General features: G+C 65.7%; 20 protein-coding genes and 3 tRNA genes. 12 read left to right on the plus strand and 11 right to left on the minus strand.

The window, feature by feature from the left end; all coding sequences use genetic code 11:
- Window positions 1-5 precede the first annotated feature (5 nt).
- Window positions 6-641 carry a response regulator transcription factor gene (locus tag HGK58_RS03410; RefSeq protein WP_168626868.1) on the plus strand — a complete coding sequence of 212 codons (636 nt, stop codon included), beginning with the start codon at window positions 6-8 and terminating at the stop codon, window positions 639-641.
- A 1-nt stretch (window position 642) separates the two neighbouring features.
- Here HGK58_RS03410 and HGK58_RS03415 read toward each other — a convergent pair whose 3' ends face one another.
- A complete protein-coding gene (locus HGK58_RS03415) occupies window positions 643-1032 on the minus strand; it encodes a thioredoxin family protein (RefSeq protein ID WP_168626122.1) in 390 nt (129 codons plus the stop codon).
- 220 nt (window positions 1033-1252) lie between these two features.
- Here HGK58_RS03415 and HGK58_RS03420 point away from each other — a divergent pair, with 220 nt between their 5' ends.
- Window positions 1253-1759 carry a GNAT family N-acetyltransferase gene (locus HGK58_RS03420; RefSeq protein ID WP_168626123.1) on the plus strand — a complete coding sequence of 169 codons (507 nt, stop codon included), beginning with the start codon at window positions 1253-1255 and terminating at the stop codon, window positions 1757-1759.
- A gap of 263 nt (window positions 1760-2022) precedes the next feature.
- A complete protein-coding gene (locus tag HGK58_RS03425; protein ID WP_168626124.1) occupies window positions 2023-3399 on the plus strand; it encodes an NAD(P)/FAD-dependent oxidoreductase in 1377 nt (458 codons plus the stop codon).
- Window positions 3400-3501: 102 nt separating this feature from the next.
- Here HGK58_RS03425 and HGK58_RS03430 read toward each other — a convergent pair whose 3' ends face one another.
- The 3 genes from HGK58_RS03430 to HGK58_RS03440 all read right to left on the minus strand — a co-directional run bounded on the left by HGK58_RS03430 (window position 3502) and on the right by HGK58_RS03440 (window position 6997).
- Window positions 3502-4185 carry a VOC family protein gene (locus tag HGK58_RS03430; RefSeq protein WP_168626125.1) on the minus strand — a complete coding sequence of 228 codons (684 nt, stop codon included), beginning with the start codon at window positions 4183-4185 and terminating at the stop codon, window positions 3502-3504.
- Between the two features lie 104 nt (window positions 4186-4289).
- Window positions 4290-5558 carry an MFS transporter gene (locus HGK58_RS03435; protein WP_349236116.1) on the minus strand — a complete coding sequence of 423 codons (1269 nt, stop codon included), beginning with the start codon at window positions 5556-5558 and terminating at the stop codon, window positions 4290-4292.
- 101 nt (window positions 5559-5659) lie between these two features.
- Window positions 5660-6997, minus strand: coding sequence for an MFS transporter (locus HGK58_RS03440; RefSeq protein ID WP_168626127.1), 1338 nt, complete (start codon window positions 6995-6997; stop codon window positions 5660-5662).
- Window positions 6998-7093: 96 nt separating this feature from the next.
- Here HGK58_RS03440 and HGK58_RS03445 point away from each other — a divergent pair, with 96 nt between their 5' ends.
- Entirely contained in the window at window positions 7094-7669 is a 576-nt protein-coding gene (locus HGK58_RS03445; RefSeq protein WP_168626128.1) for a nitroreductase, read from the plus strand.
- Window positions 7670-7769: 100 nt separating this feature from the next.
- Window positions 7770-8150 carry a nuclear transport factor 2 family protein gene (locus HGK58_RS03450; RefSeq protein ID WP_168626129.1) on the plus strand — a complete coding sequence of 127 codons (381 nt, stop codon included), beginning with the start codon at window positions 7770-7772 and terminating at the stop codon, window positions 8148-8150.
- Window positions 8151-8209: 59 nt separating this feature from the next.
- On the opposite strand, the gene HGK58_RS03455 is transcribed toward HGK58_RS03450, so the two are convergent.
- Together HGK58_RS03455 and HGK58_RS03460 are read right to left on the minus strand one after the other, a co-directional pair.
- On the minus strand, window positions 8210-8752 hold the full coding sequence (locus tag HGK58_RS03455; RefSeq protein ID WP_168626130.1) for an RNA polymerase sigma factor: 543 nt from the start codon (window positions 8750-8752) through the stop codon (window positions 8210-8212).
- A 44-nt stretch (window positions 8753-8796) separates the two neighbouring features.
- On the minus strand, window positions 8797-9948 hold the full coding sequence (locus tag HGK58_RS03460) for a PLP-dependent aspartate aminotransferase family protein (RefSeq protein ID WP_168626131.1): 1152 nt from the start codon (window positions 9946-9948) through the stop codon (window positions 8797-8799).
- Window positions 9949-10002: 54 nt separating this feature from the next.
- Here HGK58_RS03460 and HGK58_RS03465 point away from each other — a divergent pair, with 54 nt between their 5' ends.
- Both HGK58_RS03465 and HGK58_RS03470 read left to right on the plus strand, forming a co-directional pair.
- On the plus strand, window positions 10003-10905 hold the full coding sequence (locus HGK58_RS03465; protein ID WP_168626132.1) for a dihydrodipicolinate synthase family protein: 903 nt from the start codon (window positions 10003-10005) through the stop codon (window positions 10903-10905).
- 525 nt (window positions 10906-11430) lie between these two features.
- On the plus strand, window positions 11431-11892 hold the full coding sequence (locus HGK58_RS03470; RefSeq protein ID WP_168626133.1) for a hypothetical protein: 462 nt from the start codon (window positions 11431-11433) through the stop codon (window positions 11890-11892).
- 216 nt (window positions 11893-12108) lie between these two features.
- Here the strand turns inward: HGK58_RS03470 and HGK58_RS03475 are convergent.
- The 3 genes from HGK58_RS03475 to HGK58_RS03485 form a co-directional block, all read right to left on the minus strand.
- Window positions 12109-12184: transfer RNA gene (locus HGK58_RS03475), tRNA-Phe, on the minus strand.
- 37 nt (window positions 12185-12221) lie between these two features.
- Window positions 12222-12295, minus strand: a tRNA-Asp gene (locus tag HGK58_RS03480).
- A 23-nt stretch (window positions 12296-12318) separates the two neighbouring features.
- A tRNA-Glu gene (locus tag HGK58_RS03485) sits at window positions 12319-12394 on the minus strand.
- A 257-nt stretch (window positions 12395-12651) separates the two neighbouring features.
- On the opposite strand from HGK58_RS03485, the gene HGK58_RS03490 reads away from it, so the two are divergent.
- A complete protein-coding gene (locus HGK58_RS03490) occupies window positions 12652-13917 on the plus strand; it encodes a M23 family metallopeptidase (RefSeq protein ID WP_227411729.1) in 1266 nt (421 codons plus the stop codon).
- 68 nt (window positions 13918-13985) lie between these two features.
- Here the strand turns inward: HGK58_RS03490 and ppa are convergent, their stop codons facing one another.
- A complete protein-coding gene (gene ppa, locus HGK58_RS03495; protein WP_168626134.1) occupies window positions 13986-14477 on the minus strand; it encodes an inorganic diphosphatase in 492 nt (163 codons plus the stop codon).
- A 48-nt stretch (window positions 14478-14525) separates the two neighbouring features.
- Between ppa and tilS the strand changes: the two genes are divergently transcribed.
- Window positions 14526-15539, plus strand: coding sequence for a tRNA lysidine(34) synthetase TilS (gene tilS, locus HGK58_RS03500; protein ID WP_168626135.1), 1014 nt, complete (start codon window positions 14526-14528; stop codon window positions 15537-15539).
- A 39-nt stretch (window positions 15540-15578) separates the two neighbouring features.
- The gene (hpt, locus tag HGK58_RS03505) at window positions 15579-16130 is read left to right on the plus strand and encodes a hypoxanthine phosphoribosyltransferase (protein WP_168626136.1); all 552 of its coding nucleotides are present in this window, start codon (window positions 15579-15581) and stop codon (window positions 16128-16130) included.
- 230 nt (window positions 16131-16360) lie between these two features.
- Here hpt and HGK58_RS03510 read toward each other — a convergent pair whose 3' ends face one another.
- Window positions 16361-17365, minus strand: a complete 1005-nt coding sequence (locus HGK58_RS03510) for a hypothetical protein (RefSeq protein ID WP_168626137.1) — start codon at window positions 17363-17365, stop codon at window positions 16361-16363.
- A gap of 235 nt (window positions 17366-17600) precedes the next feature.
- On the opposite strand from HGK58_RS03510, the gene ftsH reads away from it, so the two are divergent.
- Both ftsH and folE read left to right on the plus strand, forming a co-directional pair.
- On the plus strand, window positions 17601-19595 hold the full coding sequence (gene ftsH, locus HGK58_RS03515; RefSeq protein WP_168626138.1) for an ATP-dependent zinc metalloprotease FtsH: 1995 nt from the start codon (window positions 17601-17603) through the stop codon (window positions 19593-19595).
- A 7-nt stretch (window positions 19596-19602) separates the two neighbouring features.
- On the plus strand, window positions 19603-20214 hold the full coding sequence (gene folE / locus HGK58_RS03520; RefSeq protein ID WP_349236117.1) for a GTP cyclohydrolase I FolE: 612 nt from the start codon (window positions 19603-19605) through the stop codon (window positions 20212-20214).
- The last annotated feature ends 52 nt before the right edge of the window (window positions 20215-20266 follow it).

Here is a 20266-nt window from a genome sequence, read left to right on the forward strand (position 1 = left end):
GGGTGATGCTGGTCGACGACCAGGATCTGCTGCGCATGGGGCTCGCGATGGTGCTCCAGAACGAGGAGGACATCACCGTCGCGGGGGAGGCGGCCGACGGGTTCACCGCGGTCGAGCGTGCGCTCGAGCTGCGCCCGGACGTCATCTTGATGGACGTGCGGATGCCCAGCCTCGACGGCATCGAGGCCACCCGGCGGATCATCGCCGAGATGCCCGATGCGCGGGTCATCGTGCTCACGACCTTCGACCTGGACGAGTACGCGTTCGGCGGGCTGAATGCCGGCGCGAGCGGATTCCTGCTGAAGGATGCGCCGGCTGCGGAACTGGTCGCGGCGATCCGCGCTGTGTACAGCGGTGAGGCGATCGTGTCACCGCGCATCACACGCCGGATGCTGGACCTCTACTCGGGAAAACTTCCCGAGACGGGCGGGCAGGGATCCGGAAAACTGGATCTGCTGACGGATCGTGAACGGGAGGTGCTCATCGCCATCGGTCGTGGGCTGTCGAACCCTGAGATCGCGAGCGAACTGTTCCTCAGCGAGTCGACGGTGAAGACGCACGTCGGGCGCATCCTGCAGAAGCTGGAGTTGCGCGACCGGGTTCAGGCGGTCATCCTCGCGTTCCGCGAGGGACTGGTCTGAGTCAGGCGGTTTCTTCGGCCTGCTCGCCCTGTGCGGCCTGCTCGGCGATTTGCGCGTGCACCTTGTCCATGTCGAGCTCGCGAACCGCGGTGAGCACCTGGTCGAGCGCTGGCGCGGGGAGGGCGCCCGGCTGGGCGAAGACGAGCACGCCGTCACGGAATGCCATGAGGGTGGGGATCGCGGTGATGCCAGCGGCGCCGGCGAGGGCCTGCTCGGCCTCGGTGTCGACCTTGGCGAACGTCACGTCGGAGTTGGCCTCGCTCGCGGCCTCGTAGATCGGGCTGAACTGCTTGCACGGTCCGCACCAGTCGGCCCAGAAGTCCACAAGCGTGATTCCGGGTGCGGTGACGGTCTTCTCGAAGTCCTGTGCGGTCAGGTCGATGGTCGGCATGTGGCCTGCTTTCTTTTTCGGACAATCCACCCTAGGCGTCGTTCCTGAGTGCTCTGTTATGCAGGAGATTCCTTGTTTTGCAGGACATTCGGGCTCTCTTGGGCTCGGATCCCAATAAACCCGGCGCAGTGAGGCGAAACGTCCTGCACAACAGGGGTTGGTCTTGGCCGGGACGTTCGGTGGTCGAGCCTGTCGAGACCGCCCGCATTAGTGTTCTTGGGTGACGAACACCACTCTCGGCACTGAAACCGTCCTGCGCCGCGCAGTGATCGGGGACTGCCCGCAGCTCCTTCGCCTCATTCACGAGCTTGCGATCTATGAGAAGGAGCCGGATGCCGTGCGCACCACGGTCGAGGACCTCGAGCGCCACCTCTTCGGCGAGTCCCCGGCGGTGTTCGCGCACGTTGTCGAGGAGCGCGGTGAGCTCGTCGGGTGTGCGATCTGGTTCCTGACATTCTCGACCTGGGAGGGGACTCACGGCATCCACCTCGAGGACCTGTTCGTGATGCCCGATCACCGCGGTTCAGGCTTCGGCAAGGCACTGCTCAATGCGCTCGCGAGTGAGTGCGTCGAGCGGGGCTACCGGCGGCTGGAGTGGGCGGTGCTGGACTGGAACGAGCCGTCGATCCAGTTCTACAAGGCACTCGGCGCCAAGCCGATGGACGAGTGGACGACCTTCCGAATCGACGGCGCAGCCCTGCGTCACCTCGGCGACAGACCTGCCTGACGAGTCAGACCTCGCCCGTGCGAGTGCCCGGCAAGGACCGCTCGAGACCCTCGGCCAGGGGCCTCCCGGGTGTCTCTGATCCTCTCGTGTTAGCTTGGAATGGTGCCGGTGTGAACAACGCGGCATCCTCTTTCAGCATGGTGCCGCGAACCTTTCTGCGGCTGGCTGGAGCAGGTTCGACCCCGCCACGGGACCCGCGATCGCTCGCCGAGGTCAGGATGTGTGACGGATGATTTCAGGCTGCAAAGCCGGAGAGGTACGTATTGCGTAAGCGCGTCGCAATCATTGGAGCTGGACCCAGCGGAATGGCCCAACTCAGGGCATTCCAATCGGCACGGAAGGCCGGCCATGAGATCCCCGACATCGTCTGCTTCGAGAAGCAGGATGACTGGGGCGGTCAGTGGAACTACACCTGGCGAACCGGCATCGACCAGTACGGCGAACCTGTTCACTCGAGCATGTACCGCAACCTGTGGTCGAACGGGCCGAAGGAAGCGCTCGAGTTCGCTGAGTACACATTCGATGACCACTTCGGGCGCCCGATCTCGTCGTATCCCCCTCGCGCCGTGCTCTGGGACTACATCGATGGCCGCGCCCGCAAGAGCGACGTGAAGAAGTTCGTGCGCTTCGCCACCGCAGCGCGCTGGGTCGAGTTCCACGAGGACACCCAGACCTTCACCGTGACGGTCGAGGACCTTGCGAACAAGACCACCTACTCCGAGGAGTTCGACTACGTCGTTGTTGGCTCGGGCCACTTCAGTGTTCCCAACGTGCCGACCTTCCCCGGAATCGAGACCTTCCCCGGCAGCCTGCGCCACGCGCACGACTTCCGGGGTGCAGAACCGCTCGCCGGCAGGGACGTTCTCCTTATCGGCGCCAGCTACTCGGCGGAGGACATCGGCGTGCAGGCGCACAAGATGGGCGCCCGCTCGGTCACCATCAGCTACCGCTCACGGCCGATGGGGCTGGACTGGCCCGAGAACATGTCCGAGGTGCCGCTCGTGGACCACTTCGACGGTTCGGTAGCGCACTTCAACGACGGAACCAGCAAACGCTTCGACGCGGTGGTGCTCTGCACGGGTTACCTCCACCATTACCCGTTCCTCCCATCCGATCTGGCGCTGGACTCCCGCAACACCCTGTACCCCGACACGCTGTACCGCGGCGTTGTCCGCGAGGGCAACGACAGGCTGTTCTACCTGGGCGCCCAGGACCAGTGGTTCACCTTCAACATGTTCGATGCGCAGGCGTGGTACGTCCGCGACCTGATCCTCGGAGCAGCGGTGGTTCCGGATGCTGCTGAGCAGCGCCGCAGCATGGACGAGTGGCTGGCACGGCTGGCGTCGCTCGACGGTGCCGCGGACGAGGTGCGGTTCCAGGCTGACTACATCAAGGACCTCATCTCGGCCACCGATTACCCGATGTTCGACCTCGAGGAAGTCGCGCGGATCTTCCTGGCCTGGAAGCAGGACAAGAAACGCAACGTGCTCACCTACCGTGACGCGGTGTATCGGTCCGTGATGACCGGCACCATGGCAGCCGTGCACCACACGCCATGGCTCGAGGAACTCGACGACAGTGCCGGGCGCTACCTCTCGCGGCCGGTGCGTGCTGCCGAAAAGGTGAAAGTCGCAGCCTGACCGTCGACCAGCGGCCATGAACGCAAGAACCCCCGAGCGATCGGGGGTTCTTGCGTGAGCACGCGATGCCAAGCAGCTGGAGGGCGGTGCTCGACTGGCCGTCTAGTCTTCTTCGTCGAAGTCCTCAAAGTCCGGCCACGCCGCGATGTCGATGCCGTGGTTCTCTGGGGATGCGATCGTCCACCAGTGGGGTGCGTTCGAGTTGACCAGTCGACCGCCGGCTGCGAGCGCAGCGGCGACCCTTGCCTCTGCCTGGTCGGCGGGCAGCGACACGTCGATGTGGGTGCGTCCGCGACCGGGCTTCGGCGGATCCAGCTCGTGCACCCATACGTGCGGTCCGCGTCGCTGCGGGTCGATGGCATCCTCGTCGCCGAGCAGCTCGTAGCCCATGATGGTCGCCCAGAACGGGCGCACGTCGGCATCGCGGTCCTGCGCGACGGCGATGCCTGTCACCTGCAGCTTCGACGGATCGGAGCGGTAGCCCGCCTCTCGGGCCGCTTCCTGGATGCGTCGGGCCAACTCCGCGTCGAGCGGACCGAGCCCGCCATCACGCCGGGTGGACGTGCGGATGGTCGCCCCGTGCGGCCGCACGTCGAGGTCGGGGAAGTGTCCCACATCGTCGGCGATTCGCCCGACCGCGCTCGCCAGTTCTATCGCGTGTGAAAGGGAGTCACACACGTAGTGCACATAGGCGCCCCAGAACAGCACGCGCCAGTCCTCGACGCCCGGCTGCTGGTGAAACGCCTTCGCGCTCATGCGTGGCGGCGCATCCGTTGCTTCGCTCATCGTTCCTCCAGCTCCGTGGCTCGTCGAGACTCTTGCGAGAACGATAGAACGCTCCGCCGACAGCCGCCGGAACGCAGCGGCCCAATCGGCGGCGACCCAGTGCGTCAGCTGATGGGCGCGTCTTCGTCGTCGCGTGCCGTCCGCAGTGGTGAGGCGATTGCGACTATGAAGGCGGCCGCGAAGAGGCAAACGATGATCATGAGCGCAGGTCGCTCCCCGAGCAGTGTCGCGGCGGTTCCTCCCGCCAGCGCGCCAAGAGCGCCCATCGTGCGGTTGGCGGATCGCATGGTGCCATTCACCCGGCCGAGCAGCGCGTCGGGTGTCAGCCCTTGGCGGAAGCTCATCTCATTCGCATTCTCCAACCCGCCGGCGAACCCCTGAAGCGCAAACGCCGAAAAGACGAGAGCAAGGGCGACAGCATCCGCCTGCGGTGCTTCCCCGGCCGGCGCGAGTAAGACCAGGATCCAGGCCACGGGATAGATGGCTCGGCCGGCGGTGATCGTGGCGCCCGATCCGAACCGTGCACCGGCGCGTGGCGCGAGAGTTGCGCCGATCAGGGTTGCGATGCCTCCCACCGCGAACATCAGACCGTAGACGAATGCGTCGAAATCCAGAGTGCGCAGGGTGAACACGGCCAGCACCGTGAGCGCAGCGGCATTCGCGAAGAACCATAGATGGGTTGACCAAGCGAGCGGCCCGAGAACGCGATGTCGATATGTCCAGCGCAGCCCTTCGGCCACCTCGCGTCGCACGGAGCGCCGACCTGATTCTCGCTTCACAGTCTCCATCACGCGGATGCCAGCGATCAGCACGGCCTCGACGACGTACGTCACGGCATCCACGGCGATCGCGAGCGGCGCGCCGATGACACTGACCAAGAAGCCGCCGAAAGTAGGACCGACAGTCTGCGCGCTCGCCTCTGCCTGATCAAGTCGCGCGTTCGATGCTCGCAGCGCGCGCCGTTCCACGATCTGCGGCAACAGCGACTGCGCGGCGGCGAATCCGAACACGGAGAAAGCACCGAACAGGAGAAGCAGCACAACGAGCACCCAAAGGTGCAACATCCCGACGAACCAGAACGCGGGGATGAGCGCGAGGCAGATGGCGCGACCCAAGCTCGCCAACACAAGCACGCGCTGTCGTCGCCAACGGTCGACATACACGCCCGCGAGAAGCCCGAGCAGCGCATAAGGAATGAACTGCGCCGAGTTCACGATCCCGACCTCGAGCGCGCTGGCCCCGAGCACATCGACCACCAGCACGGGCATCGCCACCGCTGTCAGTGCCGTACCAAACGCACCGACCGCTACCGCCGAGAAGTAGCGTGCGAACGCGCGATTGCGAAACGAACCGGTTCGCGTGTCAGCTGTCACCTGGCGCACCCACCCCCGCTTCAAGAACAGAACGACGCGCGGCCGATCCGTACGATGAAGAACCATCCTCGCATCAAGGCCGAAAGACCGTCGGCGTCCCGCTACCGGCGGGACACGTCGGGAAGTCGCGCCCCTGCGACAACCCCGACCAGCCCAAGCGACGCGAGAAACACGAGAGCCCACACGACGCCGACAACCGCCAACAGCGAGCTGATGCCGCCCACGATCAGCAAGATCACCCCGAGCGCAGAGTTCGACACGGCGACGTAGGCGGTGCGCTGGTCGCCCTCGGCCATGTCGACAATGTAGGTCTTGCGTCCGACCCGCACGCCCGTGTGCACTAGAGTGAGCGCGAAATACGCGGCGATGAAGAACAGGTTGATCCAGCCCGCGCCACCGACTCCGGGCAGCGTCACGATCAGCACGGTCGCGAGAACGAGCGCCGACGCCACACCCGCCCCGGCGCTCATGAGGCGCTTGCTCGATCTGTCGGCGAGTCGCCCGAAGATCCGCCCGCCGATGAGCGCCGAGAGGCCAGAGGCGATGATGAAACCGCCCAGCCCGCCGAGACTGTCGGCGCCGACCTCGATTGACAGCGCCACCACGAACGGCGGGCTCAACGCCGAGACGAGCAACAGGCTTCGCACAGTCACGAACTGCCGGAACGGCTTGTCGTCTCGCAGCAGGGTCAGCATCTGCACGAACCAGTTGGCGTCGCGCGGCCCGCGTTCGCTTCCGGATGCACCCTCGATGGCAGTCGGTTCGCCCGCGGGTTCGCGTATCCCGACGTAGGTGACTGCCACGAGCACCCACAGCGCAGCACCCGCTGCGAGCAACCACGCGAGCTGCGAAGCCGCAAGACTCTCGCCGCCGAACACCCGGAGCGCGAGCCCGAGTGTGAGCGCGACGAGGCCGGCAGCCGTGGTCGCGAGACCGTTGATCTGCCCTCGTTCGCCCTTAGGAATAGTGCGACCCTGCACGTCCTTCGACGCGATGGAGCACAGGCACCGGCCGAGCGAGAACACCGTGAGCGCACCAACGATGGCGAGACCTGCCGCGAGACCCTGGCCGAGCGCGGCGGTCCCGGCCATCACTGCGACTGCCGCGGCCTGCACGAGCGCGCCGGCGATGAAGATCCATTTGCGATGCCGGATGCGCAGGATCAGCGGTGTGAGAAACGCTTGCGGGAGCATCGATCCCGATTCGCGGATCGGGACCAGTAGGCCAATGAGGGCCGTCGGCGCTCCGAGTGCCACGAGCAGCCAGGGCAGCACCGTGGATGCGTTGACGGTCTGATCTCCAGACGACTGCAGCGCGTTGGCGAGCACCAGCCGCAGCCCGTTTGGTGCGATGTCCGTTCGCACCTCGGTTGGCATCGCCTCCTCAGCCTGCGGATTCCGCCTGATGAGCATTGAGTAGAGCTTCTGGGCCGCACTCACGGGTGCAAGGCTAACGACGCGTGCCACGAGCTACATGCATGAGTTTCCGCTGGAGATCATCGCTGCACATCGGAGGGCCGGGGGGACAATGGGCGCATGAAGTACTTCTCAGACCCTGTCCTCGACTCGATGGCGGCGCGACGCTCGGTGTCGAAGGTCGGGCCCGAGACCCCCAGCGACGACGAACTGGCCGACTTGCTCGCGGCGGTGACACCGGTCGCCGACCACAAAGCGTTGCGCCCGTGGCGGCTCATCATCCTGCGTGGTGATGACCGGATGCGCCTCGCTGAGGCCCTCGACGCCGCGGCCGGCGAGGTGCGTGGGCCGGGGGAGTACAACACGAAGCCGTTCCGAGCCGAGCTCTTGATCGCCGTGGTGGCGAGCCCGAAGCCTCACCCGAAAGTGCCGGAGTGGGAACAGCGAGCAACCGCGGCCGGTGCCGGTCACCTGCTCGAGCTTGCGCTGTGGCAAGCCGGCTGGGGTGTCATGTGGCGCACCGGGCTGCTCGCGAACACGCCGCAGGTGCGCGCCGCGCACGGCCTGACCGAGCAGGAGCATCTCATGGGATGGCTGTACGTCGGCAGCGTTGACGAGGGCTTCCGCGCCCGGATGCGCGAGTCGAACCGCCCCCCGTTGAATCCACAGCAGTTCCTGGGGCACATGCCGCGCTAGCCCCGCTGATACGAAGCGGATGTCACACATCGCGAGCTGGAGCGTCTTTCTTAGTAGAGGTCAGCAGACGGCTGGCTTCACAGTGAAAGGACACACAACAATGGCTACCCCCGTTGCCGCACTCAACCAGCTCAATCTCGCGTTCGCAGATCGGTTCAACGCTCGCGACCTTGATGGCCTGATGGCGCTCAATGTCGACAATGTCGTGTTCGTTCCGGCCCCCGGGCAAGCGGTGCAGGGCGAGGCTGCCGTGCGTGGCGCGCTCGAGCAATTCCTGGGCTTGAACCTGCCGATCACCATGACCGTTCGCCACGTCTTCCAGAACGGCAACACCGGTCTCGCGGTCGCTGACTGGACGATCAACGGCACTGGTCCAGATGGCTCCGAGATGGCGCTCGCTGGTACGACCGCCGACGTGGCCGTCTATGACGAGCAGCACGGATGGCGTTACGTCATCGACAACCCGTTTGGCACCGCCTAGCCCACATGCGGATGGCCGGCCGCCGCGATCCTGCGGGGGGCCGGCCTAACGCTTGTTGTTCACGGTGATTCGGACATGCCTGAGGCTCGGCAGGCGGCAAGCGCCTTCCGAGCCCGGGCGATCCGCTGGCGCGCGGTCGCCGGGGTAATCCGAAGCCGTTCGGCGATCTCCGGGGCGGAGAGATCATCGGCCACGCTCATGAGCAGCGGTTCCCGCAAGGTCGCGGGAAGATTGTGGATTGCCTGAAGCGCCCCGTCGAGAATTACGCGCATCTCGACCTCCTGCGTCACGCTCCGCGTGTCGGATACATCTTCATCCAGTTCATCGATAGGACGACGTGACTGCTGTCGTGAAAGATCAGTTACCGCGTTCCTGGCAATGGTGTCCAACCACGAGCACATCTGCCCCGGCTCCGGGGTTTGCAGGTGCTCAACAGACCTCCATGCTCGGAGCAGCACCGTCTGCGCGACATCGTCCGCATCATTGGGGGAGACACCAAGCGAGATGCTGCGCCGGCGCAGTCGTCCCGGGTCATCCGTAATCATCGTGACGAGCGAGGACCGACGGTGGTCTTCCTGCGTGCCGAGATCGTCAGTCATCATGCTTTCAACACTGCCAGACTTCCCCGAGGCCTTCGGGCCGGGTCCTAGGAGTGCGCGGTTGCGAGGGCCCGCTCGAGATCCGAGATCAGGTCGTCGGTGTGCTCGATGCCGACGGACAGCCTGAGCAGGTCATCCGGTGCCGGCGACCCGGCACCTTCAGCGCTCGCGCGGTGCTCGATGAGGCTTTCGACGCCACCGAGCGACGTCGCTCGCTTCCAGAGGCGCGTGTTCGCCGCAACCGCGATGGCCGCGCGCTCGCCGCCCACAGCGCGGATCGACAGCATTCCGCCGAAACCATCGTGCATCTGCCGTTTCGCGATGTCGTGACCGTGGCTCGACGGAAGACCCGGATAGAGCACCTGGGCCACGTGCGGATGTCCTTCGAAGTGTTCCGCGATGCGCAGGGCTGACGCGCTCGCAGCGCGCACGCGGAGAAACAGCGTCCGCATGCCGCGCAGAAGCAGCCACGACTCGAACGAGCCGAGGGTTCCGCCGATCTGGGCGCGCACGCTGCGCACGCGTTGCCAGTGCTCGTTGTCGGCGCGGGTGGTGACCGTTCCCGCGGTCAGGTCGGAGTGCCCGTTCAGGTACTTGGTTGCCGAGTGCATCACCAGGTCCGCGCCCAGTTCGAGCGGCCGGGTGTGCACGGGCGTTGCCGGAGTCGAGTCGACGGCGAGCAGGGCGCCGGCCGCGTGGGCAAGTTCGGCGGTGGCTGCGATGTCGGTGACCGTCCAGAGCGGATTCGCCGGGGTCTCCGCCCACACCAACCTGGTGACGCCGGGCCGGATGGCGGCCTGGACGGCCGACGCATCCGTCATGTCGATGAGCTCCACGTCCAGCCCCCACGAGGTGGCGAAACCGGTCAACCAATTGCGCAGGCTCCAGTACATGACTTTCGGGGCCAGAACGTGATCGCCCGGGTGGAGCGCCTGGAAAACGGATGTCGCCGCGGCCATCCCGCTCGCGAACAGCATGGTCTCGTGTCCGCCCTCCAACGTGGTGACCAGCGCCTCCGCCTGGTCGAACGACGGGTTGTTGTCGCGCATGTAGATACGACCGGACCGGTACTGATTGTCGGCATCGCGCAGATACGTGCTGGACACGTGGATCGGCGGTGAGATCGCCCGAGTCTGCTCGTCCACCCAGCCCAGCGCCTGCGCGGTGAGGCTCTCCGGGGAAAATGCTTCGTCGTCCATGAAACGATGCTACGGCGCGCTTGTCTAAGTGCCGTGCTACCTAAAAGGACACACATGTTCACCGACCTCAGTGCGTTCCCGCTCACCCCACTTCACGACGACAGCATCGATGAACATGCCTATGCCGGACTCATTGAGCGGCTCGCGGCGGCCGGTGTCGACTCAATCACCGCGCTCGGCTCTACGGGCTCCTACGCCTACCTGAACCACGACGAGCGCCGACGGGTGGCCCGGATTGCGCTCCGACACGCTGGAGGAGTTCCGGTGTTCGTGGGTGTCGGGGCGTTGCGCACTTCGCAGGTGCTGGAACTGGCCCGGGACGCCGAACAGGCGGGCGCTGCGGGGTTCTTGGTAGCCCCTATGTCCTACCAGCCGCTCACCGACGACGACGTGTTCGGGCTCTACGAGGAACTGGCGGAGGCGACCACGCTGCCAGTGATTGTCTACGACAACCCGGGAACCACCCACTTCGAGTTCAGCGACGCCCTCTACTCACGCGTAGCGCAGCTGCCCAACATCGCGTCAATCAAGATTCCGGGGCTCCCCGCCGACACGGATGCTGCGCGAGAGCGCGTAGAGAAAATCCGGTCTGCCTTGCCCGATCGGGTTACCGTCGGCATCTCCGGCGACGCGTCCGCGGCAACCGGCTTGAACGCCGGGTGCGACGCATGGTACTCAGTCATCGCGGGCACCGTGCCGGAGCCTGCCCTAACTATCACGCGTGCCGCGCGCAGCGGTGACTCGGCGACAGCTATCGCCGAGTCAGAACGGCTGCAACCGCTGTGGAATCTGTTCGCTGAGCTCGGGGGCAGCTTCAGGGTGACCGCCGCGATCGCCGAGTTGGCCGGACTGGTGAAGCCCAACAGCATTCCCCGGCCACTGCGCGGACTTCAAGGCGATGCACGCGAGCGAGTGGCGGGGGTGATTCGGGAACTCGACCTCATCGCCCTGTCCTGATGACCAGCCGAGGTAGGGCAGAGGCTTCACGGCCCAGTGCGAAGGAATGCCTCGCCCTAGTGGGCGGGGCATTCCTGTCTCCTGCTAAACCTTCTCGAGAGTGCGGTCCTTAGTCGCCTCTTCGGTCGCGCGGTCGCGCCGACCAACAGTCCAGAATGTCAGCCGCTCTGACCGGACCGGTTCCTCCGGGCGCCGTTCAGGCACCGTCTTCCGGGGATCTTCCTGAGCAACATTGGCCCGTTCGCTCTTCTCGAAGTCCTCATTCCATGAGTAGCACATCACCAGCCTCCTTACGGTGGATGTCCCTTAATCGTCCTCCCATTGCGCCGGTTGATCGACAATTGTCAGCCCATTTTCGAGAACCGGGCGCACGGCCAGGTTGATGAAAAGTTGTCCTCCCTGGTCTCGGCCATGAGAACCTGTCTTCTTGCGGTGCAAGCCGGACGTTGAACGGGCGCCAAGTCTTCGACTATCTCGGGATCCTGAAAGCCACCCGCCGGCCCCGATCACCCGCTATGGATGATGATGCCGAAACGCAGCGGCAGTACCGTGGCTGCCATGATGAAACGGGCTACTGCCCCTATCGTGGCCGCGGGCTTACTCCTGATGGCAACGATCACTGCGGGATGCGCCCAGGACGAACCACCCGCCCAGGATGAACCAGCCGCGATTTGCTCGGCGGTCGACTCGCTAAAGGCGTCGGTCGAGGACGTGACGACTGTGGACCTCGACCAGGGCGCTATGGCGGACTTGCGAGACAACCTCAATCAGGTGCAGTCCGATCTGGGCAAAGTCAAGGACGACGCCAAGGACGAGTACGCCACCGAGATCGACGCTGTCGAGCAGGCCGCCGCCTCCGTCGGCTCCAGCGTCGAAGCGGCCACTACCTCGCCCTCGGCGCAGGCGATCACCGACGTCGGAACAGCCGTCCAGGCGCTGGGTGCGTCTCTGAGGGCGCTGGACGACGCCGTCGAGAGCACCTGCTGAGCAGTGCCCAAGCCGTGTCCCCACCAACGACTACGGCATCCCCTAAATACTTGAACCGTGGCTTGGGGCCTTCAAGCAAAGAAATGCCGATTGGGAGTCGTTGCGCAGTCATGCTCCTCGCCGCTCCCACCACGCCTGCTGATTGAGCAGCAGGATTACGACGGCAAGTGTCAGGCCAGCGGCTTAGTGCAGTGACCGTAAGGCCGAGGTTCAAGATGGTGGCTCCGACCGGCGTCGATCCGGTGACCTTTCGATTTTCAGTCGAACGCTCTACCAACTGAGCTACAGAGCCATAAGGCACAGCCACTGGCGAGAGTGACCGTGCCTTGCGACCCTGACCGGACTTGAACCGGCGACCTCCGCCGTGACAGGGCGGCGCGCTAACCAACTGCGCTACAGGGCCAAGCTATTAAGTTCTTTGCGGTTTGGTGACCCCAACGGGATTCGAACCCGTGCTGCCGCCGTGAAAGGGCGGTGTCCTAGGCCACTAAACGATGGGGCCGCGAAGCGTGAACCTCTTAGCTACCGACAGCCAAGCATACGGGTGAGTCCGCGACTTCGCAAACGCACGAGGATCACTCCCGATCTGCACCACACCGGGCGAAATGTCCGGCATCCGGATGCTACCGGCTAGGTTCAACCACGGGTCGAAAGTTGTAGAGGGTGGGCGAAAAACCCGAACTTTGCTACTGTGACGGATGTTAACAGTGTTACTGGCGTGACTTTCGGGGGAACGCCGTGCCAGGAGAGTCGGAGCGAATGAGCCTTCAGGGTACCGCGCGGGGGGTCCGGGAATCCGGATGGCGTCGCAGCCGTCTCGTCGCCGCGCTTGCAATCACCGGCATGCTCCTCACCGGTACTATCGCCACCGGATCAGCTGAGCCGGCCTACGCCGCAGGATACCCCAGCTGGGAAGACGTCAAGAAGGCCAAGGCGAACGTCGCAGCCAAGGCGGCCGAGAAGCAGCGCATCGAGACGCTCATCGCCCAGCTGCAGGCCGACGTTGAGCGCACTCAGCAGGAGGCCATCGAGAAGGGCAAGAAGTTCTACGAAGCTGAGCTGGCCCACGACACGGCCGCATTCAAGGCCGAGCAGCTTCAAAAGCAGGCCGACGATGCCAAGGTCCGCGCCGAGGAGTCCATGCGGCAGGCGGGCCAGATGGCAGCACGCCAGTCGCGCACCGGGGGCGGAGACCTCTCCTCCCGGCTGTTCTTCAACGGCGACGACGCACGCGACCTGCTGTCGCAACTCGGAATGGCGGCGAAGATCGCCGAACAGTCCAACGGGCTGTACGCGAAGGCGCAGCAGGACCAGAACAACGCGCAGGCGCTCACCGACCAGGCGAACGTCGCCAAGGACGCACTGAAGGTGCTGGCCGAAGCCGCTGAGCAGGCGTTCGCCGAGGCGCAGGAGGCAGCGATAGCCGCTGAGGCGGCCCTGGCCGCCCAGGAAGCGCACGTTCAGACGCTGCAGGCACAGCTCGCTGCGCTCGAGGACACCGCCAACCGCACGGTCGAGCAGTACCAAGAGGGCGAGGCCATCCGCAAGGCGGAGGAGGAGCGTCGCCGCAGGGCAGCGGAGGAAGCCGCAGCTGGCAGCGGCGGTCAGGTCGGCTCAGGCGGCTGGGCCCGCCCATCCGGAGGCGGGATCTCGAGCCACTACGGCATGCGCACCAATCCCGTCACCGGCGTTTACACACTGCATGCGGGCACCGACCTCGGCGCCGGCTGTGCCACGGGCATCTTCGCCGCCAGCGGGGGCACCGTCACGTACGCCGGTTGGAACTACGGGTACGGCTACTTCGTTCGTGTTGACCACGGCGGAGGCGTGACGACGTCGTACGCGCACATCATGGAGGGCGGAATTGGGGTCAGCCATGGTCAGCGAGTTTCGGCCGGGCAGTTCATCGCCAGGGTCGGCAGCACCGGCAACTCCACCGGCTGCCACCTGCACTTCGAGACGCGCGTGAGCGGGAACCCGTACAACCCGGTCTATTTCATGGCCGACCGAGGCGTGACCCTCTAGCTTCCGAACTCTCGAACTCGTAAGTCAGCGCGCCGGAGTCGCCCTCGGGCGCGTCGTACGCGCCGGAGTCAGTGCCCTTCGGATGCGAGCTTCTCGATGCCCGCCTGAATGATCGACTCGGCTTCCGCGGCGTCGCCCCAGCCCTCGGTCTTGACCCACTTGCCCGGCTCGAGGTCCTTGTAGTGCTCGAAGAAGTGCTCGATCTCCTTGCGCGTGAACTCCGGGATGTCGTTCACGTCCTGGATGTGGTTCCAGCGCGGGTCGCCATCCGGAACCGCGATGACCTTCGCGTCGGAGCCACCGTCATCCGTCATGTTGAAGACGCCCACCGGCCGGGCCTTCAGGCCGACGCCGGGGAAGAGCGGATACTCGGTCAGCACGAGCACGTCGACCGGGTCGCCGTCGAGACCGAGAGTGTTCTCGAAGTAGCCGTAATCGGTCGGGTAGACGAAGCTCGTGTACAGCACGCGGTCGAGGAAGACTCGTCCGGTTTCGTGGTCGACCTCGTACTTGTTACGGCTGCCCCGCGGGATCTCGATGACAGCGTCGTAACCAGGCATGCGGGGTTCCTCTCGAAGACGGTGAGTTGCAGGGAATAACGTTACTGGATGAACTTCCGCCCTCGCCTCACGCCCGAGGTCGCCGACGTGCGCCGCGCGGTGCGGGTGTCGCTCGCGCGGCTGGCCCCGATCGGCTCCGCTGAGCAGGGGGCTGACGTGCTGGTCGGGCTGAGCGGTGGGGCCGACTCGCTCGCACTCGCGGCCGCGACGGCGTTCGAGGCGCCGAGGGCGGGCCTGCGCGCCGGCGCGATCATCGTCGACCACGGCCTGCAGGCCGGGTCAGCGGATGTCGCGGCCAGGGCCGCGCGACAGGCGGCCGACCTCGGGCTCGCTCCGGTGATCGTCCGCGCCGTGCACGTCGGGACGGCGGGCGGGCCGGAAGCCGCAGCACGCACCGCCCGCTACGCGGCGTTCGCCGAGGCTGTCGCCGAGACAGGCGCGCGTGCGGTGCTGCTCGGTCACACGCTCGATGACCAGGCCGAGACTGTTCTGCTCGGGCTGGCCCGCGGCAGCGGGGCCACGAGCCTGCAGGGGATGGCCGACGACAGTCACGGCCAGGTGAGGGTGTTGCGGCCGTTGCTGGGCATCCGCCGCGCCCAGACCGTTCAATTCTGCGTCGACGCCGGCCTCGACCCGTGGGACGATCCACAGAACAGCGATCCCTCTTTCTTGCGCGTACGTGCGCGCGACCTCGTCATGCCGGTGCTCGAGGCAGAGCTGGGACCGGGAGTCGCCGAGGCGCTCGCCCGCACGGCGGAGCAGTTGCGGGAGGATGCCGAGGCGCTCGACTCCTTCGCCGAGGAGCAGGTCGAGGATCTCGCCGAGCACGCCGAGGCCGGCCTGTCGCTGTCGGTTGCGGGCCTGGCGGCTAATCCTGCAGCGCTGCGGCAGCGCATCATCCGGCACGCGGTGCTCGCCGAGTTCGGGGTTGCGCTTTCCCGAACGCAGACCATCGCGGTTGCCCGGCTGGTCACCGACTGGCATGGTCAGGGGGACGTGCACCTCCCGGGCGTTAGAGTGAATCGTCAGGGCGGCCGTCTCGTCTTCACCGCGAGCCACTGACCGCCGATCGGTCACCGAGCAAAGGGAACACGCGCCGAGATGGAACTGAGCGACGTCGAGGGCGACCTCACCGAGATCCTCCTCACCCAGGACGAGCTGCACGCCAAGATCGCCGAACTCGCACGCCGGATCGAGGCCGACTATGCCGACGAGCCGCCACTGCTCGTGGGGGTGCTGAAAGGCGCCGTCATGGTCATGGCCGACCTGGCCCGTGAACTCAAGCTGCCCGTCGCGATGGACTGGATGGCGGTGTCGTCCTACGGCTCCGGCACACAGTCATCCGGTGTCGTCCGCATCCTGAAGGACCTCGACACCGACATCATCGACAAGCGCGTGCTGATCGTCGAGGACATCATCGACTCCGGCCTGACGCTGTCCTGGCTGCTTGCGAACCTGCAGAGCCGTGGTGCGAAGTCGGTGGAGGTGCTCGCCCTGCTCCGCAAGCCGGAAGCCGCCAAGGTGCCCGTCGACGTGCGCTATGTGGGCTTCGACATCCCGAACGAGTTCGTCGTCGGCTACGGCCTCGACTACGCGGAGCGTTACCGCAACCTGCGCGGTGTCGGCGTGCTCGCCCCCCGCGTCTACCAGTAGGCCCCTCCAGTCGAATACGCGGCTCGGGCCAGAGGGTCAGAGCCCCTGTTGTGCAGGAGATTCCTTGTTCTGCAGGACATTCGGCCCAACCGAGCGATGTTGTTAGGCATCCAGGCCCGAGATCCGGGAAATGTCCTGCACAACAGGGGGCGGATGGCCGCCGGCGAGACCGGATCCGGGTCAGCCGGTGCTCGAGCGTGTCGAGACCCTGGCCCTTCGACGGAGTGCGCCTAGCACTGGACATCTAGGATGTAGCCGTAGTCGTATCCTTGGGCCAGTCTTGCCCCAACTACGACTGAAGTGTCCTCCGATGAGTCCAGCTTCACGTCTCGTTCGAATGTGTGCTCGATCTCGGACGTGGGAGAGGTGGAGAAACCGAGAGTCACGGTCGCGAGGCAGTCTGCTGGTGACACGATTCGCCACGCCCAGCATCCGTCCTCGTCCGAACAACGCGACAAGGCCGGGTCGTCGTCAGCTACGTAATACCAGTCGAACTCGGCGGCGTTCAGCCGTGGTTGGGACTCATCGGAGTCGGCGTTCGTTCCGATAGAGACCGCTGTTGCCACGACCGCCGCAGTCAGCCCGATTCCCACGACAGCAACAGACAACCACAATAGAAGTTTGGCGCGAGGCTTCTTGGCGTTGGATGCCGGAGCCTGCAGCGGCAGCCACTGCCCGGAACTGTGGGCGACGGAGTGACTACTCGATGCTTCGCTCCACGACATCGCTTCGCGCATTGAGACGAAGTCGTCAAGGCTCATCGGCGGTACCTGAACCGAGGAGACGTGCTGCTGGTAGGCGATGCGGTCGAGCTCTTCCTTGTTGCTCGCGGACACCGTCCGCACCTGGTCCATGACTCGAGTGTCGGTTCGGCCCAAACCAATCCCGGCGCGAATCATCTGGATCGCGCCCCACAGCACCGCGCCCCAGAAGACAAAGAAGGGGCCACCGGTCGACGCGCCGACCAACGTGATGACGATCCCGCCGACGAACAGAGCAGCGCCGATCCAGAACGACTTCCAAGCGGCTGCCCGAACAGCTTCGGCAAGCGGCGACCACGCAGTTTCATTCTTGGTCCAGAACGCCCAGCCGGGTGGGGCTGCGATGAGTCCCTGTCGGGGAATCCAGCCAACCGGTGGTTCCCATCCCAGGTGACCAACGAGCCATTCTTCCGACGGGGTCGGCCAGCCGAGTGGCGGGTTGAAGCGAAGCGGCAACGCATTCTCGGAATTCATGGTTCGCCCCACATCCGGAGATCGTGAACCTGACGATAGTGCAGAAGTGAACATCTTTCGCCCCTTTGCGAGGGAGAGTCCGCGCCTTTCATCGGATGGGGGTCTCGACTGGCTTGACCACCGAGATGCGGAGCACCGCAGCCGTTACGCCTCCAGCAAACACGCGGATGCCGCTCAGCGGCCCTCCGCTACCCTCATATGAAGAAAGGTGCCGGGTGACGTGCCCGGATCACTCATGGATTTCAAGCGCTTCTTTCGCGGCCCCTTCGTCTACATCCTGGTAGCGATCGTGGCCGTCTCCTTCGGCTTCATGCTCCTTGGCGGCTCCGGCTTCAAGGAGATCACGACCCAGCAGGGCCTTGAACTGCTCTCGAGCGACAAGGTCGAGAGCGCGAAGATCGTCGACGCCGAACAGCGCGTCGACCTGGTGCTCAAGGAAGCCGGCGACCAGGGCGAGCAGGTGCAGTTCTACTACGCGGCACCGCGTGGCGCCGAGGTCGTCGATGCCGTCAGCACCTCGAGCCTGAAGAGCTTCGACGACGAAGTCGACAAGGGCAGCTGGTGGATGTCGCTGCTCGGGCTCATCCTGCCGTTCCTCATCATCGGCCTGATCTTCTGGTTCCTGATCTCCAGCATGCAGGGCGGCGGCAGCCGGGTCATGCAGTTCGGCAAGTCGAAGGCGAAGCTGGTCTCGAAGGAGAGCCCCAAGGTCACGTTCGCGGATGTCGCTGGCGCCGAAGAGGCTGTCGAAGAGCTTCACGAGATCAAAGACTTTTTGAAGGATCCGTCGAGGTTCCAGGCCGTGGGCGCGCGCATCCCGAAGGGTGTGCTGCTGTACGGCCCTCCGGGAACCGGCAAGACGCTGCTCGCGCGCGCCGTCGCCGGTGAGGCGGGCGTGCCGTTCTACTCGATCTCCGGTTCCGACTTCGTCGAGATGTTCGTCGGTGTCGGCGCGAGCCGAGTGCGCGACCTGTTCCAGCAGGCGAAGGAGAACGCCCCGGCCATCATCTTCGTCGACGAGATCGACGCCGTCGGCCGTCACCGCGGCGCCGGCATGGGCGGCGGGCACGACGAACGCGAGCAGACCCTCAACCAGCTGCTCGTCGAGATGGACGGCTTCGACGTCAAGACCAACGTCATCATGATCGCGGCGACGAACCGTCCCGACATCCTCGACCCTGCGCTGTTGCGCCCCGGGCGCTTCGACCGGCAGATCGGCGTCGACGCACCCGACCTGCAGGGTCGCAAGCAGATCCTCCAGGTGCACGCGCAGGGCAAGCCGATGGCCGCCGGCGTCGACCTGGAGGTGCTCGCACGCAAGACGCCCGGCTTCACGGGCGCCGACCTCGCGAACGTCCTCAACGAGGCCGCGCTTCTCACCGCACGCTCTAACGCTCAGCTCATCGACAACCGCGCCCTCGACGAGGCGGTCGACCGGGTCATGGCAGGCCCACAGCGCCGCACACGTGTGATGAAGGACAAGGAGAAGCTCATCACCGCGTACCACGAGGGCGGCCACGCGCTCGCTGCCGCGGCGATGCGCCACACCGACCCCGTGACGAAGGTCACCATCCTGCCGCGCGGTCGCGCCCTGGGCTACACCATGGTGCTCCCGCTCGAGGACAAGTACTCGGTCACCCGCAACGAACTGCTCGACCAGCTGACCTACGCGATGGGTGGCCGCGTCGCCGAGGAGATCGTTTTCCACGACCCGACTACCGGCGCCTCCAACGACATCGAGAAGGCCACCTCGATCGCCCGCAAGATGGTGACCGAGTACGGCATGAGCTCAAACGTCGGAGCCGTCAAGCTGGGCCAGTCCAGCGGCGAGGTCTTCCTCGGCCGCGACATGGGCCACCAGCGCGACTACTCGGAGACCATCGCCGAACGCGTCGACGCCGAAGTGCGTGCGCTCATCGAGCAGGCACACGACGAGGCATGGCAGGTGCTCAACGAGAACCGCGACGTGCTCGACCGGCTCGCGACCGAACTGCTCGAGAAAGAGACACTCGACCACCTGCAGCTCGCCGAGATCTTCGCCGACGTGACATTGCTGCCCGAGCGCCCGCAGTGGCTCTCGAGCACCGACCGTCCGGTGTCGAGCCGCCCGCCGGTGATGGTGCCGAAGGCCCCGATCGACGCGGAGGCCGTTGATGGTGGTGTCGAGTCCGAGCCGAGCAAGCCGAAGCAGAAGACCCGGCGCACCCAGCCCGGCATCGCGACCGCGTAGTCAAGCGGTGACCGTGGTGGGCGGCGAGACGGTGGGTGGCGCGTTCGACGCATCGCGCATCGAGGCCGCGGTATCCGAACTCCTGGCGGCGATCGGCGAGGACGTCAACCGTCCGGGTCTGCAGCAGACCCCGGCGCGGGTCGCCGAGGCGTGGAGTGACTTCTTCTCCGGCGTCGGCGCCGACCCGCTGGTGCACCTGTCTGCGACCTCCGACCTGGTCGACGCCGGTGCGCTCTCCGGGGAGCTCGTGCTGTTGCGGGGCATCAAGTTCCGGTCCATGTGCGAACACCACCTGCTGCCGTTCCTCGGCACCGCGCATGTCGGCTATGTGCCGCGCGATCGGGTGGTCGGCCTCGGCAAGCTGCCCCGCGTTGTTGACACGCTCGCCTCGCGCCCGCAGTTGCAGGAGCGGTTGACCGAGCAGATCGCAGATGCCCTCGACAGCGGCCTCGACCCGCTCGGCGTCATCGTGGTCCTGGAGGCGAGCCACGGATGCGTTACAGCCCGCGGGGTGCAGCAAACCGAGAGCACCACGGTCACCCTGGCGACCCGCGGCTCGCTCAGCGAGCCGGCGGCGCGTGCCGAGGCCATTGCGCTTATTGGCAGTGACCACGGGTAGGAATGTCACGGAACACACGGACGAGAGGGGATGCTTCAGTGAAGGCGAAGAG

This window comes from Cryobacterium sp. BB307, from assembly GCF_012274275.1.
Classification (GTDB): domain Bacteria; phylum Actinomycetota; class Actinomycetes; order Actinomycetales; family Microbacteriaceae; genus Terrimesophilobacter.

What these genes read in the sequence shown, in the direction of transcription:
- ppa (WP_168626134.1), bottom strand. Translation starts at nt 14,477, where the DNA reads ATGCCTGGTTACGACGCTGTCATCGAGATCCCGCGGGGCAGCCGTAAC.
- HGK58_RS03445 (WP_168626128.1), top strand. Translation starts at nt 7,094, where the DNA reads ATGAAGTACTTCTCAGACCCTGTCCTCGACTCGATGGCGGCGCGACGC.
- HGK58_RS03490 (WP_227411729.1), top strand. Translation starts at nt 12,652, where the DNA reads ATGAGCCTTCAGGGTACCGCGCGGGGGGTCCGGGAATCCGGATGGCGT.
- HGK58_RS03470 (WP_168626133.1), top strand. Translation starts at nt 11,431, where the DNA reads ATGCCGAAACGCAGCGGCAGTACCGTGGCTGCCATGATGAAACGGGCT.
- HGK58_RS03510 (WP_168626137.1), bottom strand. Translation starts at nt 17,365, where the DNA reads ATGAATTCCGAGAATGCGTTGCCGCTTCGCTTCAACCCGCCACTCGGC.
- HGK58_RS03465 (WP_168626132.1), top strand. Translation starts at nt 10,003, where the DNA reads ATGTTCACCGACCTCAGTGCGTTCCCGCTCACCCCACTTCACGACGAC.
- HGK58_RS03455 (WP_168626130.1), bottom strand. Translation starts at nt 8,752, where the DNA reads ATGATGACTGACGATCTCGGCACGCAGGAAGACCACCGTCGGTCCTCG.
- tilS (WP_168626135.1), top strand. Translation starts at nt 14,526, where the DNA reads ATGAACTTCCGCCCTCGCCTCACGCCCGAGGTCGCCGACGTGCGCCGC.
- ftsH (WP_168626138.1), top strand. Translation starts at nt 17,601, where the DNA reads ATGGATTTCAAGCGCTTCTTTCGCGGCCCCTTCGTCTACATCCTGGTA.
- hpt (WP_168626136.1), top strand. Translation starts at nt 15,579, where the DNA reads ATGGAACTGAGCGACGTCGAGGGCGACCTCACCGAGATCCTCCTCACC.
- HGK58_RS03430 (WP_168626125.1), bottom strand. Translation starts at nt 4,185, where the DNA reads ATGAGCGAAGCAACGGATGCGCCGCCACGCATGAGCGCGAAGGCGTTT.
- HGK58_RS03410 (WP_168626868.1), top strand. Translation starts at nt 6, where the DNA reads ATGCTGGTCGACGACCAGGATCTGCTGCGCATGGGGCTCGCGATGGTG.
- HGK58_RS03450 (WP_168626129.1), top strand. Translation starts at nt 7,770, where the DNA reads ATGGCTACCCCCGTTGCCGCACTCAACCAGCTCAATCTCGCGTTCGCA.
- HGK58_RS03460 (WP_168626131.1), bottom strand. Translation starts at nt 9,948, where the DNA reads ATGGACGACGAAGCATTTTCCCCGGAGAGCCTCACCGCGCAGGCGCTG.
- HGK58_RS03415 (WP_168626122.1), bottom strand. Translation starts at nt 1,032, where the DNA reads ATGCCGACCATCGACCTGACCGCACAGGACTTCGAGAAGACCGTCACC.